The organism is Acinetobacter sp. UBA991, assembly GCF_002292065.1.
In the GTDB taxonomy this organism is placed as follows: Bacteria; Pseudomonadota; Gammaproteobacteria; order Pseudomonadales; family Moraxellaceae; genus Acinetobacter; species Acinetobacter higginsii.
Window position 1 is genome coordinate 21,907 of sequence record NZ_DBBF01000043.1, and the last position, 16,970, is coordinate 38,876.

17 protein-coding genes are annotated in these 16,970 nt (G+C 42.9%); 4 read left to right on the top strand and 13 right to left on the bottom strand.

From position 1 onward, the window contains the following. Window positions 1-45 precede the first annotated feature (45 nt). Genes B2727_RS18385 through B2727_RS18395 form a run of 3 tightly spaced genes read right to left on the bottom strand, consistent with a single transcriptional unit; the run spans window position 46 to window position 3,404 of the window. A complete protein-coding gene (locus B2727_RS18385) occupies window positions 46-984 on the bottom strand; it encodes an alpha/beta hydrolase (RefSeq protein ID WP_033134236.1) in 939 nt (312 codons plus the stop codon). 27 nt (window positions 985-1,011) lie between these two features. Beyond that, on the bottom strand, window positions 1,012-1,749 hold the full coding sequence (locus B2727_RS18390) for an SDR family NAD(P)-dependent oxidoreductase (RefSeq protein ID WP_033134235.1): 738 nt from the start codon (window positions 1,747-1,749) through the stop codon (window positions 1,012-1,014). A gap of 2 nt (window positions 1,750-1,751) precedes the next feature. After that, a complete protein-coding gene (locus B2727_RS18395; RefSeq protein WP_033134234.1) occupies window positions 1,752-3,404 on the bottom strand; it encodes a flavin-containing monooxygenase in 1,653 nt (550 codons plus the stop codon). Window positions 3,405-3,514: 110 nt separating this feature from the next. Here B2727_RS18395 and B2727_RS18400 point away from each other — a divergent pair, with 110 nt between their 5' ends. Further along, the gene (locus B2727_RS18400) at window positions 3,515-4,210 is read left to right on the top strand and encodes a response regulator transcription factor (protein ID WP_033134233.1); all 696 of its coding nucleotides are present in this window, start codon (window positions 3,515-3,517) and stop codon (window positions 4,208-4,210) included. A 79-nt stretch (window positions 4,211-4,289) separates the two neighbouring features. Here B2727_RS18400 and B2727_RS18405 read toward each other — a convergent pair whose 3' ends face one another. Both B2727_RS18405 and B2727_RS18410 read right to left on the bottom strand, forming a co-directional pair. Next, window positions 4,290-5,270: a putative solute-binding protein gene (locus B2727_RS18405; RefSeq protein ID WP_033134232.1), complete on the bottom strand. Its 981-nt coding sequence runs from the start codon at window positions 5,268-5,270 to the stop codon at window positions 4,290-4,292. 125 nt (window positions 5,271-5,395) lie between these two features. Beyond that, the gene (locus tag B2727_RS18410; RefSeq protein ID WP_033134231.1) at window positions 5,396-6,214 is read right to left on the bottom strand and encodes an NAD-dependent epimerase/dehydratase family protein; all 819 of its coding nucleotides are present in this window, start codon (window positions 6,212-6,214) and stop codon (window positions 5,396-5,398) included. 18 nt (window positions 6,215-6,232) lie between these two features. Between B2727_RS18410 and recG the strand changes: the two genes are divergently transcribed. Further along, on the top strand, window positions 6,233-8,278 hold the full coding sequence (gene recG, locus B2727_RS18415; protein WP_033134230.1) for an ATP-dependent DNA helicase RecG: 2,046 nt from the start codon (window positions 6,233-6,235) through the stop codon (window positions 8,276-8,278). Continuing rightward, a complete protein-coding gene (locus B2727_RS18420) occupies window positions 8,271-8,975 on the top strand; it encodes a ComF family protein (RefSeq protein ID WP_033134229.1) in 705 nt (234 codons plus the stop codon). Before recG ends, B2727_RS18420 begins: the two co-directional genes overlap by 8 nt. On the opposite strand, the gene B2727_RS18425 is transcribed toward B2727_RS18420, so the two are convergent. Beyond that, the gene (locus B2727_RS18425; RefSeq protein ID WP_033134228.1) at window positions 8,908-9,303 is read right to left on the bottom strand and encodes an NUDIX hydrolase; all 396 of its coding nucleotides are present in this window, start codon (window positions 9,301-9,303) and stop codon (window positions 8,908-8,910) included. The genes B2727_RS18420 and B2727_RS18425 overlap by 68 nt on opposite strands. A 10-nt stretch (window positions 9,304-9,313) precedes the next feature. Next, complete coding sequence (locus B2727_RS18430) at window positions 9,314-9,898, bottom strand: TIGR00730 family Rossman fold protein (protein ID WP_033134227.1); 585 nt, start codon at window positions 9,896-9,898, stop codon at window positions 9,314-9,316. A 171-nt stretch (window positions 9,899-10,069) separates the two neighbouring features. Here B2727_RS18430 and B2727_RS18435 point away from each other — a divergent pair, with 171 nt between their 5' ends. Further along, window positions 10,070-11,083, top strand: coding sequence for a magnesium and cobalt transport protein CorA (locus B2727_RS18435; RefSeq protein WP_004657647.1), 1,014 nt, complete (start codon window positions 10,070-10,072; stop codon window positions 11,081-11,083). Between the two features lie 48 nt (window positions 11,084-11,131). On the opposite strand, the gene B2727_RS18440 is transcribed toward B2727_RS18435, so the two are convergent. From B2727_RS18440 to B2727_RS18465, 6 genes are all read right to left on the bottom strand, one after another. Next, a complete protein-coding gene (locus tag B2727_RS18440; protein ID WP_004657643.1) occupies window positions 11,132-11,419 on the bottom strand; it encodes an STAS domain-containing protein in 288 nt (95 codons plus the stop codon). Between the two features lie 11 nt (window positions 11,420-11,430). Next, window positions 11,431-12,063, bottom strand: coding sequence for an MlaC/ttg2D family ABC transporter substrate-binding protein (locus B2727_RS18445; protein ID WP_004804079.1), 633 nt, complete (start codon window positions 12,061-12,063; stop codon window positions 11,431-11,433). A 19-nt stretch (window positions 12,064-12,082) separates the two neighbouring features. Beyond that, complete coding sequence (locus B2727_RS18450) at window positions 12,083-12,760, bottom strand: outer membrane lipid asymmetry maintenance protein MlaD (RefSeq protein ID WP_016162220.1); 678 nt, start codon at window positions 12,758-12,760, stop codon at window positions 12,083-12,085. After that, a complete protein-coding gene (mlaE, locus tag B2727_RS18455; protein WP_005201238.1) occupies window positions 12,760-13,539 on the bottom strand; it encodes a lipid asymmetry maintenance ABC transporter permease subunit MlaE in 780 nt (259 codons plus the stop codon). Before mlaE ends, B2727_RS18450 begins: the two co-directional genes overlap by 1 nt. Further along, the gene (locus B2727_RS18460; RefSeq protein WP_004804074.1) at window positions 13,536-14,354 is read right to left on the bottom strand and encodes an ABC transporter ATP-binding protein; all 819 of its coding nucleotides are present in this window, start codon (window positions 14,352-14,354) and stop codon (window positions 13,536-13,538) included. The genes mlaE and B2727_RS18460 overlap by 4 nt, the downstream gene beginning before the upstream one ends. 419 nt (window positions 14,355-14,773) lie before the next feature. After that, the gene (locus tag B2727_RS18465) at window positions 14,774-16,732 is read right to left on the bottom strand and encodes a DEAD/DEAH box helicase (protein WP_005201239.1); all 1,959 of its coding nucleotides are present in this window, start codon (window positions 16,730-16,732) and stop codon (window positions 14,774-14,776) included. Window positions 16,733-16,970: the final 238 nt, after the last annotated feature.

Sequence of the window (16,970 nt, forward strand, 5' to 3'; positions counted from 1 at the left end):
TTGCTTTTTTTATCTCTGAAAGAAAGTAGATAAGTGCTTTACTGACTATTCATGAAAGAACGTTGCTAATGCCTGAACATATTGCTGTATAGCCTGTTGTCCTATTACCGTCATTGGTGCATAGCCGTCAAAACCATGAAAGCAGCCAGGGTACAAATGAAATTCAGTGGGGACTCCTGCTTTTGCCAGTGCTGCCACATAGTCCATTGTTTCATCCCTAAACGGATCTTGATCACCCACACAGGTATAGGTTGGTGGTAAATGAGCATAGTCCTCAGCCCTTGCTGGAGCTGCATAAGATGGAACTTGCTGTGCTAGCATATCACCTAAATACATAGCCCATGCATTTCGATTGGATTGCTCATTCCAGACTCGACTATCCTGAATTTCAGTACTAGAGTGCGTCTGAAGACGATCATCAATCATTGGGTAAAGTGGCATTTGAAATGCAATCTTTGGTCCCTTACGATCCCGAGCCAATAAGCTAACCGCAGCGGTTAAGCCACCACCAGCACTCGCCCCTGCTACCGCGATCTTGTCAGCATCAACACCAAGTGCAGATGCATTTTCAGATAACCAACACAAGCTATCATAACAATCCTCCAAAGGTGCAGGATAAGGATACTCAGGTGCCAGATGATAATCGACAGCAACAACCTGACAACCAGCCTCAAGTACAAAGCGCTCACAAAGACTGGCATCCATTTCAGGTGTTCCCATCACATAGCCACCTCCGTGAATCCACAGTACGGCAGGACTCGGCTTCTGAAGGGCTTGAGAACGATAAATTAAAATTCGAATCTCTCGTCCACGATATTGTGACGGAATCCACTGCTCAAGGCATTCGACTTGTGGGTGAGCTTGAAAATCACCGATCAAATGATCTTTCAGGAACTGACGAATAGCAGGCATTTGCTCTGCACTAATCATTAACTCAGGGAGTTGCGCCAATACAGACTGCAATTCCTTATGAACATATCTCATGTTGCTTACTCCTTTGTCTAATGCGAGTTAACTAGCTAGGCCACCATCCACTGGAAGCAAGACTCCGTTGATATAAGAAGCATTTTCTGACAATAGATACACCACACTATTAGCAATTTCTCCCGCTAAAGCCAGACGTCCTAAGGGACCTAAACGTGATGCATCACTGTCTTTTACCATGCCACTAATCATGCTGGTATCCACACCTCCCGGACAGACGGCGTTAACACGTATGCCGTACGGCCCATATTCATGTGCAGCGGATACTGTCAACCCTGACAAAGCATGTTTACTCGCGGCATAAATTGCCAGATAAGGTTCTGCACGTATGCCAGCATGAGATGACGTATTGACAATGCTGCCAGATTTTTGTCCCATCATCTGCTTCAGCACCAGCTGCATTCCCCAATAAGCGCCTTTTAAATTCACATTCAAAACACGTTCCGCTTCAATCTCTTCCGTTTCATGTAATAACGAAGGTTTCTGGAGCACACCAGCATTGTTATGAAAGAAATCAATTCGTGGAAACAACTCGTTTGCCTGATCCACATAAGCCTGCACGTCAACATAATTTGCTACATTAGCTTGTTTACAGTAGGCAATGCCGTGCTCATCTTCAATTAATTGTTTTGTTTCAAGAAGGGCCTCATAGTTATAATCCACCAACAGAACTTGTGCGCCCTGCCTACAGAGTTGTAGAGCCGTTGCTCGGCCAATCCCTCCACCAGCCCCCGTTACAATGCCAAATTTATTTTTAAAGTTCATAATTAAGCACTCCATACTGTATTGTGACTGTCTACTTGTTTGAATTGAAATCCTCGATATTGATCTGCCGCAACTTCATTACAGAGCTGTCGATATGGTCCAATACCAGGCAAATAGATCAGAAAGCGTCGCGGTTTTCCTGCAATATTGGCGCCGGTATACCATGACTCAGCTTTGGTAAATAAAGTGTATTCCGCAATCTCCAGGCAACGTGCACTCCATTGATCTTCAGCCGTAACCGAAGCCTCGATCAGGTCATGATCGCAATCTCGCATATAATTCAGGCAATCGGTAATCCAGTCGACATGCTGTTCAATACACAAAGGCATATTGCTAAGTACCGATGGGCTTTCTGGTCCAGTAATCATGAAAAAATTGGGGAAGCCTGCTGTGCAGAGCCCAAGATAGGTCCGGGTCGCAGCTCCATTTTCCCATTTATCTTGTAAGGAAATACCAGCAACGCCGCGGATATCCATTTTAAACAATGGCCTGGTCATACCATCGTATCCCGTCGCATAGACCAGAATATCTAATTCAAAATATTCATCGGTGGTTTGCAAGCCATGTTCATCAATCGCAACAATTGGATTCTCTTTAATATTGACCAATTGCACATGTGCCTGATTGAACGTTTCATAAAACTGCGAGCCTAAAATTGGACGCTTGGTTCCATAGTAATATTGAGGCTGCAACTGTTTGGCAATTTCATTATCATCAATACTGTCTGCAATTTTATCTCTAAAGAAATGAGCAATTGCGGCATTGGATTGTTCATTTACCAACAAATCGTTATATGAAGTTGCGAGATAAAAACCACCTTTATCCCAAGCATGTTCAAATACTTGTAAGCGTTCTTCAGCACTATCTTGCATAGCAGACTTGTCTGGAGGGTCTTGTGGCATCCCAAACATGGTTTGATGCATTTGCGCCTTCAATGTCTGAAAGCTATTTTTTATGTGCTGACGTTCCTGATCTGAATAGGGACGATTATTAGCAGGCGCCACATACTGTGGAGTTCGCTGGAAAACAAATAATTGTTCAGCCTCTTTAGCAATCTCTGGAATACTTTGGACGCCACTTGACCCAGTACCAATGACACCCACTCGTTTTCCTTTGAAGTCGACCTTTTCATGCGGCCAATGTCCCGTATGGTAAGCTTGTCCCTTAAAGAGGTGTTGCCCTTGAATTACAGGCATATTCGATGCAGACAAACAGCCCACACCAGAAATAAAATACTTAGCTGAGAACCGTTGTCCCTCCTGTGTATGAATGTCCCAGCGTTGGCTCTGTTCGTTAAAATGCGCAGAAATGATCGTTTGGTTAAACTGAATGTCTTTCTTTAAATCAAACTTATCTGCCACATAATTGAGATAAGCTAAAATTTCAGGTTGTTCCGGATAGCGTGAGGACCAGCTCCATTCTTGGAACAGCTCTTCGGAAAAGGTGTAGTTATAAGAAAAACTTTCTGTATCACATTTGGCACCAGGATAGCGATTCCAATACCAAACACCACCCACCCCCTGACCCTTTTCAAAAACCATGGTCTTAAACCCAGCATCTCGCAGCTTTAACAGCATATAGAGTCCTGAGAATCCTGCACCAACAACAACTGCATCTAGAAATACATTGCTTGTGTCTAAAGCTGCTTTTATCATATTCAAATACTCCTTTTGAATTTTACTGACAAATTCATCATAGGAGCTTGAATCGGATACGGATATTCCCGATTTCTATACTAACAATTCCCTAAAAAGGAGGATAAGCATTGATCCCACCTTCTAGAATAATTAAACAGGTACAACAAATCGGATTGGCAAAAAGCCATGAAGAACAACTTTTTATGATTTTAAAAACCTATATATCACTTTTCCCAATGATGAATGCCACACTATCCCGATATTCTGCATTCGGCTTTCTTGGAGAAGGTATTATTTCAATGGAAGGGGAACGGCTCAAGTACATCAGTGAAATACGAGATGATATCCGTTCTATTCCTATTATTTATCTAGCCGTACAGGAACGTAAGGCACATTTTTGTCAAGGCATTGATTTCTTAAAAATGGTGAGTAGTCGTTATCAAATTGCAACCAACATACAAGCCATTACGGTCACGCCCATATGTAATGGTTCAGCCGTATTGGGTTTTATTTGCAGTACCAAATTTAGCGATGATACCCAACTCAATCCAGCTTTACTCCATGCCCTCACCCAATTTGGGCATTTGGTCGGTCAATATGTGGCGGGTGATACTGCCTTGCAATTAAAACATCGTCTCAGTAAGAGAGAACTCGAAGTCATGAAACGGGTTTCACTAGGTGAAAGAAGTAAGGAAATTGCAAATGCTCTAGATATTAGCGAATTAACCATTAACCAATATATCCAATCATCAGTCAAAAAATTGTTCGCCCATAATCGCACCCATGCAGTCAGCATTCTGTTACGCGAAGGTGTTTTAACATAAAACCAATGAGCAGCTCAAAATGCTGTTATAAAATGCGATACAACAGGCAACTAATCGCAGTTGCCTGTATCTTTAATAGCTATTTACGACACTCTAAATACTTCGGATCATCCAAACATCTCAGTCGTTTAATCAGCGATACAAAATATGCATCATAATAACCAGAGTCGACATAACGATTCCGAATTTTGACCACCATCGCGTCATAGCCCTGTTTCTCATAACCTGAGATATCCGCCCAGTAATAGGCTGGTAAATGGTTTTCCCATTGAATGGCTTGTGCAGCAAGCACATTGCTGTTGCGTACAAACCAAGCTCGTATTTGATGACCGAAGCCCGCTGGGTAGACTTGTGGTCGAATCACGATATTCATCGCAAAATACGCCATAGGGAAGTTGACGACCTGCGTGTCTGCACCAAATTCCTTTTTCAAGTTATACGGCAATATGCCATAGGCAGGTGCAGCCAAAATATCAATTTTCTTCTGCTTAAAGGATTCCACCGCATTGGAAAAATCCACGTAGACAGGTTTAGCACCCACACTTTGTACCAATGCTTGCTGTGGTGGATTATTCTCCAAAATACCAATGGTTTTATTTTTTAATTGAGACACCTTATTGATCTGTTGCGTATTCATGATCATATAAGCCGTACCGATCGGGATCATACCCAGCATTTCATAATCTGCCCCGACCATACGCTTTTCTACATTGCTATTATTTAAAAGCTGTAAAAAGACTCTGGCAACACGATTATTGGGAATCAAACCAATCCCCCCCGTTGTCCCCATAAAACGGTTATAGCGATAGGTATTAAAGTTAGATGCCACCAAGCCTGAACATTTACGCTGCTCAAAAGCTTGTATAGCCTCCTTTTCATTCTTAAAGGTTTGAAATTTTAATTGAACTTGATTCTGTAGCGAATACAAACGAATATCTTGTAGACGGCGGCTGATATCACCCTTTGTACTTAAAGGATCGAATACGCACCAAGACTGCTCAACAGCCCAGCTAGTGGTTGTGATCAACCCGAATAAGATCATGCAAATTATTTTTCTCATGTATCACCTTTACGCCTCGCCGCAAACCATGTGCTTAATTTAGGCGGTTCCTTTCAGGAATCTATTGGTATTTATAATTCAAAATACATACCAACTCTTTAAACTTTCTTTACAGTCTAATCTAATTATTTTTCATTACTATGTACCAATAAAGCCGCTGCATAGTCATTAAAGCAAATCAAATGGTCAAATTTAAAATCAATCTCAACTAATCGTGTCGCGTAAATTCGCTTGCCAGTGTGTTGTTCTGATACTAGTTCTAAGGGTTTTACATGGAGTTGCTGTTGAAACCACCATAATATTTCGTGCATTGGTAGTGGTGTATTATTGCTAATGATATAACTTGCTTCAACTTTAGATAAATTAACTAATAATGCTAAAAACTTTGCTAAATCATCAATATGAATGCGATTACTAAAATGGATTGCGGGATAAGTTAGACTCTGTTCTGCCATTTTTTTGAGTCGGGCGATTGAAGTCCCATAAATGCCAGTCGGGCGAACAATAATACTTTGTTGCGGATAATGTGCTTGCCAAAGTAATTCCATCTCCCGAAGAATACGCCCTTGCTCATCAGCAGGCTGTATCAGCGATTCATCATCAATTCGCTCTCCTGCATTTTCGCCATACACCCGAGTCGAGGACACCACGACAATACGTTGCACGGGATGTACTTTGAGTGCGTTGACAATGGGCAATACACTGTCAAGATAGGTTTGCTGATAGGCTGCTATACCACTCTGTGCAGGGGCCAATACCACATACACCATATCAACAGGTGGCAGTTTACTTAAATCCAGCTGATGAATATCCTGAATATAATGGGTCGCGTAACAATCTGTTTTTTCACTGCGACTAATTGTGCTAATGTGGTGACCTTGCTCAAATAAGTGTTTAGCGACACGCTGAGATGTTTTACCATAACCAATAAATAAAATATGCATACACACCTTTGAGCAGAGATGACATCAGTTCAGCAATTACAAGGCGTTGGTGCTGCCGCAGCGACCCTCTTAGAAAAGCTTCATATTTTTAGCACGGATGATTTGTTATTCCATCTTCCCCGTGACTATGAAGATCGTAGCACTATTATTCCAATGAATCAGCTGATCGTTGGACGAAGTTACTTGCTTGAAGGTGAAGTTCGTTCTGTCGATTTCCCTCCGGGGAAAAAGAAATCGCTCGCAGCTCTGCTACAAGATGATTTTGGCAAGGTAACCTTGCGCTTTTACCATATTTATAAAGGTCTGACAGATCGTATCCAAATGGGGCAACGATTACGGATTTTTGGTGAAGTTCGAGTTGGTGCACGGGGTTTGGAGTTGTATCATCCCGAAATTCAAGTAATCCAGCAACATACTGCTTTACCTAAGACACAACTCACTGCGATTTACCCCAGCACTGAAGGCTTAACTCAACCCAAGCTGCGTGAATACGTCCACCAAGCCTTGCAGCATCATAGTGATGACTTACCTGAATTACTGCCCAGCAAATACAGCAATGGCTATGAGCTTAAACAAGCGCTCCATTACATCCACGAGCCGCCGCTTAATGCCAATATGCTGCAACTCAATCAAGGTTCGCATCCTGCACAACAACGCCTGATTTTTGAAGAACTGGTTGCCCATCAAATTAGTTTACTCACCCGACGTGCCTATATTCGGCAAATTTCTGCACCTCGCTTTAGCAGCAGTAAAGTACTTGCAAAGAAACTCTTGGAAGGCTTGCCCTTCCAAATGACCAATGCACAAAAACGGGTGTCCAAAGAAATTCTGCAAGATCTTAAACAAGATCAACCGATGCTACGCTTGGTGCAAGGTGATGTGGGCGCAGGTAAAACCTTAGTAGCTGCAGTCGCTGCCTGCCATGCCTTAGAAGCGGATTGGCAAGTAGCCCTCATGGCACCAACTGAAATTTTAGCCGAACAGCATTACTTAAACTTTAAACGCTGGTTTGAACCCTTAGGCATTCAGGTGGCATGGCTATCAGGCAAACAAAAAGGCAAAGCCAGAACTCAAGCGGAACAACAAATCAAAGAAGGTCATGCGCAACTAATCGTAGGTACGCATGCTCTGTTTCAAGACACTGTTGGATTTTCTAAACTTGGCTTGGTGATTATTGACGAACAACATCGTTTCGGTGTCGATCAACGTCTTGCCTTAAGAAATAAGGGTGCAGATCAATTTACGCCACACCAATTAGTGATGACGGCAACACCGATTCCCCGTACTTTAGCGATGAGTGCATATGGGGATTTAGACACCTCGATTATTGATGAATTACCTCCTGGACGAACCCCAATTCAAACCGTAACGATTCCATTAGAACGTCGTGAACAGGTATTACAACGCATTGCCAGCAATTGCCGCGAAGGTAAACAAGCCTATTGGGTCTGTACCTTAGTGGAGCAATCTGAAACGCTGGATGCGCAAGCTGCAGAAGCCACTTATCAAGAAATTAAAGAACGCTTTCCAGACATCAATATTGGTTTGGTTCACGGCAAAATGAAGGCCGATGAAAAACAAGCGGTGATGCAAGCATTTAAAGACAATCAATCCCAACTGTTAATTGCCACTACAGTCATTGAAGTCGGGGTCGATGTCCCGAATGCCTCGATTATGGTGATTGAAAATGCAGAACGCTTAGGCCTTTCCCAACTGCATCAACTTCGTGGACGCGTGGGTCGTGGTGCAACCGCCAGTTTCTGTGCCCTACTGTATAAAACCCCATTATCGCAGAATGGACAGGAACGGCTTTCAATTTTACGTGAAAGCAATGATGGCTTTATCATTGCAGAAAAAGACTTAGAAATTCGAGGTCCTGGAGAACTGTTAGGTACTAAGCAGACAGGAGATATGGGCTTTCGCGTGGCACGTTTAGAACGGGATGATCATTTGCTTACCCAAGCACATTATGTGGCAGAGCAAATTCTAAAGGACTATCCACAACATGCCGAAGGACTACTCAAGCGCTGGCTGCCTGAGGCCCCAAGATATGCCTATGTTTAAACAACTTGGCACATCAGCACAGCAGCTTTTTGATTATTTTACACCTTGTAATCTCTGTGATATCGGCATGAAACGCCAGTTTGGTGTTTGCCACAGTTGCTGGCAACAACTGCCTTGGTTAAAGCAAAGCATTGAACGTAACCAGCAACAAGTCTTGGTTGCATGCCATTATCAATATCCAATTGATCGCTTGATTCAACAATTCAAATACGAGCAGAAACTGCATCATCAAAGAATATTAGATGGCCTGCTATTACAACTCAGACTTCCTAAAGTACATGCGATTGTACCAATGCCTGTTTCGATTGATCGCCTAACAGAACGTGGTTTTAATCAGGCCCTGCTATTGGCCAAGACACTAAGCGCTCACCTGAATGTTCCCGTGTGGCAGCCGGTACAACGCTTGGCTCAACACTCACAAAAAGGCTTGTCACGCTTAGAGCGTATGGAAAATATTGAGCAACAATTTGTGGCAGCACCGCCTAACTCAATTCGTTATCGCAAAGTCCTTATTCTCGATGATGTCCTGACCACAGGCAGTTCGATTCGTGCTTTATCTAAGGTACTGACCCAACTCGGCTGCCAACAAATCTATAGTGCCTGCATAGCAGCCGCACAAGTACAACAAACTAATTCACTTGATTTTGCTGACACCACGGAATCACAATTTCTTTCGTTAAGGGCGCAAGTAAAGTAAATTGATCATCTAAATCAATCCATTTCATTTCTGCGATTTCGGCTGCAATTTGCGGTGGCTGTTTTAATTCAACCGCGTAGACATAGCTCACTAAAACATGATCAGGTTCATTGGCTGCTGCTGTTTCAAAACGACCAATGAATTGTTTCAGCTCACATTCACAACCAATTTCCTCCAAAATCTCACGTTGCATCGTGATTTCAGGTGCTTCATCCATTTCCAATTTGCCGCCCACTTGCATAAATGCATGTGTGTTTTGCTTGCGTACTAATAACAATTGATTGTGTTCATTCAAAATCACGGCAGCCGCGACGGTGATAATTTTCACTCATTGATCCTCAAGCCTGAATTTCAGCAGTCGACATCCATTTCGGTGTCGCTGGTTGATAATTTGAAAATGCCGTAAGAATATCCTCAATTTGTTCCGCCACAATCAACTTATCGACAAAACGCTCCTGACTAAAGCCGCGCTCAACCGAGCCCTGAATCATTTGGATCAAGCCATCATAGAAGCCGTCCACATTTAAAAATGCGCATGGTTTCTGATGAATCCCCAATTGGCTCCATGTCCATTGTTCAAAAATTTCTTCCAGTGTTCCAGCACCACCTGGTAAAGCCACAAAGGCATCGGATAGCTCAGCCATTTTAGTTTTACGCTCATGCATATTCTTAACGATATGCAATTCAGTTAAACCCGTATGTGCTAGTTCTCGGTCGACCAAAGCATCAGGAATCACCCCAATCACTCGCCCACCCGCCTGTAATGCACTATTGGCGACCACTCCCATTAGACCAGAACGACCACCGCCGTAAACCAAGGTTTTTCCCTGTGCAGCAATTGCCTGACCAGTCGCCTCAGCCATTTGCTGATAAATGGGATCATTACCGAGAGAAGAACCACAGAAAACACATATAGAATTCATACAATTAAAACCGTTTTATATAACTGTCATGCTGATAAAGTAGGCTATGTAACAAGATTTTTGAGAAAATAACGTTTAGGCAAGTGTTTTTCGTTTCATCCTTGTCTAAAATACACCCTGCTTTCGGTAAACGACCGAAAACATTACACCGACTGCGCGAGGAAAAAAGACATGCTTGAAGCCTTTTATGCCACAGAGCGCGGTAGTCTAGAAGATGCAACCATCAACGGAGGTTTCGATCTCCACCCCGAACTGGTCTGGATTGATCTCATCGCTCCTTCCCAAGAAGAACAACAATGGGTTCTGGATGCGTATGACCGAAACTTACCGACCTTAAAATCGCTTGAAGATATTTCCTCATCTGCACGATTTTACCGTGATGATGATGGAATTTTGCATATCAGTACCTATTTTTTAACAAAGAATAAAAACTTTCAAGTCGATGGTGATACAGACGACTCCTTACCCATGTTAGCAATGGTACAAACGGTTGCATTTATTTTGCATAAAGATCGCCTATTTACCATGCGTGGTGAAAAGTTGGTTGCCTTCCGTGCCTTTCGTGCCCGCGCACGTCGTAATGACTATGATATGGATTATAAAGATCCCACATGGATCTTGCTCGGCCTACTTGAAGCGAAACTGGATGAACTTGCGGATATCTTGGAAGATATCCACAAGGACTTGGAACGATATTCCACAGAAGTCCTGAATAACCATCATCGCGAGAAAATTTTAGACCTTGATGACATGATTACCCGCTTAGCCCAGCAAGAAGATATGCTGGGAAAGGCACAACTCTGTTTAATTGATTTACGCCGTGTATTGACCTTTTTAGCACGCCCGCGTGCATTAGGCAGTCACATTTATGATGCCGACATTCGCGAGTTAAGTGAAGACGTTCGCTCTCTAGTCGAACATGATGCCTTCTTATTCCAAAAAGTGCGATTCTTACTGGATACCACTTCTGGATTCATTAATACTGAGCAGAACGACACGATTCGTCGATTCTCGATTTTACCCAGTATGCTTGCGCCCCCAATGCTGATCGCGAGTATTTATGGGATGAACACCGATGTACTACCTTTTGCTCATGGCAGCCTCAGTTTTTGGATTGTGATTGGTATTCTGATGGCCTTCCTCGTCTTGCCAATGTTTTACTTCCGTTGGAAGAAATGGATCTAATAATAAAAAAGCACCTGACGGTGCTTTTTTATTTCGACAAGATTTTGATCAAATCAATTTCAAATCGTCTTGTAAATGGCAAGCTTGGATGATTTTCAACATCTTCTCAGACACATTTTTGAAGTGTAGACCTTTATTTTCAGGTGTTTGACGCAACCATTGCACCAATACCGCCAAAGATAAAGTATTGCCTTGTTCAAGCTGGGCCAAATCAACAACCAAAGGAAAATTCTGATGTTGCTGAATATGCTTTAAACCAGCCTGATAAATCTGTTCTGCATTTTCAAAATTAATTGTCTTTGACACAATTAATTGCTGATCAATATATTGAATCACCCGTCACCTACTTATTTTTTGCTAACAGCAGCATCTGCATCTGGTTTAAATGTCGCAATCGCTTTATTGATGTCACCACCATTACGTTGAACCGTTGCCGCAAACTGATTACGGAATTGCAAACCAAGGTCAATACCAGACACATTGATATTACGTACCTTCCATTGATCGCCTTTGTCGGTTAACTGGAACGATACTGGAATTTTTTCACCATTGTGCAAGAAGTCTAAAGTCACCACAGGGTTTTTACTGTTGGTCGATTTAAACGGACGCATCGTGTAGCTTTCGTTGGTATATTTAGCGAAAGCACCACCATAGTTCTCAATAATGACCGCACGGAAGTTTTGTTCAAACTGAGCACGTTGAGCAGCATTGGTGTATTGGTTATTCGCATACGTCCCTAACACAATACGGGTAAATGCTTGTGAGTCCACATACGGGTCAAGATTCTGACGAATAATCGTTCTGACCAGAGCTGGATTATTCTGTAATTTTGCATTATCTGCTTTTAAACGAGTAATCAAGCCATCAGCTACGCGCTTAACAAAATCAGGTGGGGTCTCTGTTGGTGCCGCAAATGCTGCACTTGCAAGCATTGTTGATAATACGCTTGCTGTTAGAGTTTGTTTCAATAATGTGTTCACTTCAATCTCCTAACCTGAATTACTCAACAAAAGAGGGTTCTGCTTCAGTCGCCGCTGGCTTTGAAGCTGGACTTTCTGTCGCTGTTGAGCTCGATGTGGCTTTACCAGCACCACCAGTAATAAACTTACTGATTAAATCTTCTAAATCCATTGTACCTTGGGTATTTGAAACTACATCACCACGTTTTAAGTAGTTCACACCACCACCTGGGACAACTTTCAAATATTTCTCACCCAATAGACCATTGGTTGCAACCATAATATAAGCATCTTCATCAAGGCTGGTGATGGAGGTCATGTTAGCAATAAGTTGCTGTTCCATTTCTTTTTGTTTCGCAGCATCAGCTTGTTGATAATCAGCACTATAGTGCAATTCTTCAAGTGCATTCTTTTGCACTTCTTTCAGTTGCTCTGGGCTAAAACTGGTCAACTTACCATCTAGATCAAATTTTACAGTTGCCAAACGTGTCACTGGATCAAGTGTAATTGATTCAACACGGCCAATGGTTACACCGCTCATGGTGACTTTCGCGCGTGCTTTTAAACCGTTTACGTTATCAAACTGCGCTGTCATGCTGTAGCTATCACGTAAATTAGTACCAACTAAACCACTGACTTTCATCGCAAGAAAAAATAGAGCGATACCGAAGATAATGACAAAAATACCTACGGCCAGCTCACTAGTACGTGATTTCATTAAATCCCTCCGAACATGACCGCAGTCAACACGAAATCAAAACCTAATACACAAAGTGAAGAATATACGACCGTTCTGGTCATTGCAGTCGCGATACCTTCTGGCGTCGGATCACAAGCATAACCTTGATATACCGCTACCCATGTACAAATTAAAGCAAATACAATGCTTTTGATGATAGTGCCGTTAAAAACGTCATGCCAGAATTGTACGCTACTTTGCATACCGCCCCAGAATGAGCCTTCATCCGCACCCAAGAAATCAACACCCACCATCTTGCCACCAATAATACCAATGGTTGCAAAGATCACAGTCAGCATCGGAAGACTGACAATTCCCGCCCATAAACGTGGCGACACGATTTGTCTGAGCGGATCAACTCCGATCATTTCCATGCTGGCAAGTTGTTCACTTTGTTTCATGGAACCAATTTCAGCAGTTAATGCTGAACCGGCACGACCTGCGAAGAGCAATGCAGCAACCACGGAAGCCAATTCACGCAATAGTGTCAATGAAATCGCAGTACCTAGCATTGCCTCACTACCAAAGGTGACCAGAATGCTATACATCTGCAAACCAAGAACAGCACCAATAAACAAGCCAGAAACAGCGATAATCAGCAGGGACATCACCCCGACACGATACATTTGGTAAATAAAGCGCTGAAATCCACCTTTCGATGGCATGGAAAATAAAACTTGCAGAAGCATCAGTGCCGCAGCACCAATCCCCTTTATCCGCTCAATAACGAGTCTACCTAACCAGGCAATCGCATTCATGGACGAACCTCGTTATCTAAATATGCTTGGTGAGTAAATTGATATTCGACAGGTCCCTCAATCGAACCTGTTAAAAACTGGCGTACAAATGGTGATGCATGATTTTTTAATTGTTCAGGTGAACCTTCACCCTGAATTTTGCCTTCAGCAACCACATAAATATAATCAGCAATCGATAAGGTTTCTGCAACATCATGCGAGACGATAATCGTGGTTAAATCTAAAGCATCACGCAAAGAACGGATTAAGCGGGTCAAAACACCCATCACGATCGGATCTTGGCCTGCAAATGGCTCATCGTACATAATCAATTCAGGGTCTAACGCAATCGCACGTGCCAAAGCAACACGACGGTTCATCCCGCCGGAAAGCTCTGATGGCATCAACTGCTCAGCTCCACGCAAGCCCACTGATTCAAGTTTTAACGCAACTAACTCTGCAATAATATGTTCGGGTAATTTGGTATGTGCGCGGATGGGAAAAGCGACATTTTCATAGGTCGACATATCGGTAAATAATGCACCACTCTGGAATAGCATTCCCATACGTGCACGTGCAGCGAATAATTCTTGACGCGACATTGTCGCAATATCTTTACCGTCGAGCAGCACTTCACCATGATCAGGAAGCAATTGGCCACCAATCAAACGTAATAAAGTCGTCTTACCCGTACCAGACGGTCCCATAATTGCAGTAATTTGACCACGTCGAATTTTAAGACTGATATCGTCATAAATGACGCGTTCTCCTCGATTAAAGCTCAAGTTTTTAACTTCAATTAAGGCTTCGGTATCGAGAGGAGATTTGTTATTCATAATGGCATTCATTCCTGCACTTTTTATGCACGCATACTATACACTGAAACATTAAACGCTTGTTTTTATTTTGATAACCGATGGTACGAAGATTATTTAATTTATGTAGTTATTCTTCGAATCAGTTTGGCTGGTGGTATGTTGAGAATTGACATTAAAAGCATCAGAGTGACTGGTATCAAAAAGTGCATAGGCAAAGAACAAGCCATTACAAAGCATCAGAATGACAAATAGACACGGCAGTCCTTCACTACACATGAAAGACCACATTTGACTCAAAAGACTTTTATTTTGCTTAACCCTATTCATTTCTTATATAAAATTTGAATTAGTACACATTTTTAAGATTTTACATGACTAGCACAAAATAAAAAAGCCAGTTTTTCAACTGGCTTCTTGTTTTCATCGGTTTTTAACGATTAAAAATCGTTTTTGCGACGACGGTCACCACCGAAAGTTTCTTCACGTGTACCGCGTGCTGGGCTATCTTCACCAAACTTACGTTTTGGACGATCTTCACCACCGAAGCTGCGTTTTGGACGATCTTCACCACCGAAGCTACGCTTTGGACGGTCATCACCACCGAAGCTACGCTTACGGTCGCCAAAACCACCTTCACGTTGAGCAGGACGATCACCAAAATCACGTTTTGGACGGTCGCCGAAGCTACCTTCACGACGTGGTTTGTAATCTACACGGTTGCCACGGTTGTCATCATTCGAATCAAAACGCGGTTTATCATTGAAACCACCTTCACGACGTGGGCGATCAGAGTTGAACTCGCGACGTGGACGATCTTCACCACCAAAACTACGCTTTGGACGGTCTTCGAAACCACCTTCACGACGTGGACGATCAGAGTTGAACTCGCGACGTGGACGGTCTTCAAAACCACCTTCACGGCGTGGACGATCTGAATTAAATTCGCGGCGTGGACGGTCTTCGAAACCACCTTCACGGCGTGGACGATCTGAATTGAATTCGCGACGTGGACGATCTTCACCACCAAATGATGGACGTTCGCCACGAGGCTTGTCATCGAAGCTACGACGTGGACGGTCATCACCACCTTCACGGCGTTTGAAATTGCTTTCGCCTTCAAAACGACGACCACCACCGAAACCGCCACGACCGCCATCACGACCGCCACGACCACGACCACCGCCATCACGGCCACGACCACCACCATCACGACCTGAACGCGCAGGAGGTGGAGATGGCTCAAGACCTTCAATTTCAGATACATTTAAACGTGCATCTAAGTAATCTTCTAACGCACGGATTTTACCACGCTCGCGGTAAGTCGCTAAAGTAACGGCTTGACCTGTACGACCAGCACGACCTGTACGACCGATACGGTGTACATAGTCTTCGTTTTTCATCGGTAAACCGAAGTTAATTACGTGTGAAATTGTTGGTACGTCTAAACCACGTGCTGCAACGTCAGTCGCAACTAAGATTTTTGCACGACCTTCACGAATGCTACGTAAACGACGGTTACGAACGGTTTGTGGCATTGCACCGTGCAACGCAACAACTGAGTGACCAGCTTCAGCTAATTCTTCAGCAAGCATATCTGTATCTTCTTGCGTGCTTGCGAATACAACAGCTTGATCTACTGATTCGTCAGATAACCAATGCGTAAGTAATTTTTTCTTGTGTTCGAAACCATCAGTCCAATGCAATGTTTGCGTTACATCAGTATTGGTACTGTGACCAGTTTCAATTGCAATACGTTGTGGATCATTCATCATGCGCTCAGCAAGACGGATAATACGATCCGCAAATGTTGCAGAGAACATTAATGTTTGTTTACGGTTTGCAGCTAATTCACCAATTGCTTCTAGATCTTCAGAGAAACCTAGATCAAGCATACGGTCTGCTTCATCAACAATTAATGATTCAACTTTATCAAGTTTAATTTGACGACGGTTTACAAGATCAAGTAAACGACCTGGAGTCGCAACAACAACTTGTGCACCTTTAAGCTGTTGAATTTGCTTACCAAAAGGCATACCACCCATGATTGCAGCAATACGAACACCTTTCATGTGACGTACAAATGCAATTGCGTCTTGGCTCACTTGTTGAGCCAATTCACGGGTAGGAGAAATAACTAAAATTGTAGGCTGAGTGACTGCTTTCATACGGTCTTTAAAAGAAACAAATGCTTCTTCGCCCGCTAACGCATTTAACGTAGGTAATAAAAATGCGGCAGTTTTACCTGAACCAGTTTGGCTCGAAACTAATAAATCTTTCCCTTCTAATGCAGCGGGAATCGCTTGTTCTTGCACAGGAGTTGGTGTAGTAAAACCTAAACCTTCAAGCGCTTGTTGTAAGGTTTCGTGTAAAGAAAATTCGGCAAAAGTTTTGCTCATAGAGAGTTTCACCCTAATGGGTGCTCCATTTTAATAAATGCTAAAAAATAGACATCGGCAACAAGCGGCAAAGCGACTCAAGCTGAAAAATAGATGAAGTTCAGCGGCGATCCGAATAACGACGATGTGGACTTAACGCACGCTTGATTACTGCTTCAACCTGAAGAATCGCTAAGCGATTTGGGCGCAAGATGTGGTCCTCTCTACGGACAGCGTGCGCTAATAATGAATAGAACTG

Coding starts and splice junctions, on each gene's coding strand:
- B2727_RS18385 (WP_033134236.1), bottom strand. CDS start 984: ATGAGATATGTTCATAAGGAATTGCAGTCTGTATTGGCGCAACTCCCT.
- B2727_RS18390 (WP_033134235.1), bottom strand. CDS start 1,749: ATGAACTTTAAAAATAAATTTGGCATTGTAACGGGGGCTGGTGGAGGG.
- B2727_RS18395 (WP_033134234.1), bottom strand. CDS start 3,404: ATGATAAAAGCAGCTTTAGACACAAGCAATGTATTTCTAGATGCAGTT.
- B2727_RS18405 (WP_033134232.1), bottom strand. CDS start 5,270: ATGAGAAAAATAATTTGCATGATCTTATTCGGGTTGATCACAACCACT.
- B2727_RS18410 (WP_033134231.1), bottom strand. CDS start 6,214: ATGCATATTTTATTTATTGGTTATGGTAAAACATCTCAGCGTGTCGCT.
- recG (WP_033134230.1), top strand. CDS start 6,233: ATGACATCAGTTCAGCAATTACAAGGCGTTGGTGCTGCCGCAGCGACC.
- B2727_RS18420 (WP_033134229.1), top strand. CDS start 8,271: ATGTTTAAACAACTTGGCACATCAGCACAGCAGCTTTTTGATTATTTT.
- B2727_RS18430 (WP_033134227.1), bottom strand. CDS start 9,898: ATGAATTCTATATGTGTTTTCTGTGGTTCTTCTCTCGGTAATGATCCC.
- B2727_RS18435 (WP_004657647.1), top strand. CDS start 10,070: ATGCTTGAAGCCTTTTATGCCACAGAGCGCGGTAGTCTAGAAGATGCA.
- B2727_RS18450 (WP_016162220.1), bottom strand. CDS start 12,760: ATGAAATCACGTACTAGTGAGCTGGCCGTAGGTATTTTTGTCATTATC.
- mlaE (WP_005201238.1), bottom strand. CDS start 13,539: ATGAATGCGATTGCCTGGTTAGGTAGACTCGTTATTGAGCGGATAAAG.
- B2727_RS18460 (WP_004804074.1), bottom strand. CDS start 14,354: ATGAATAACAAATCTCCTCTCGATACCGAAGCCTTAATTGAAGTTAAA.
- B2727_RS18465 (WP_005201239.1), bottom strand. CDS start 16,732: ATGAGCAAAACTTTTGCCGAATTTTCTTTACACGAAACCTTACAACAA.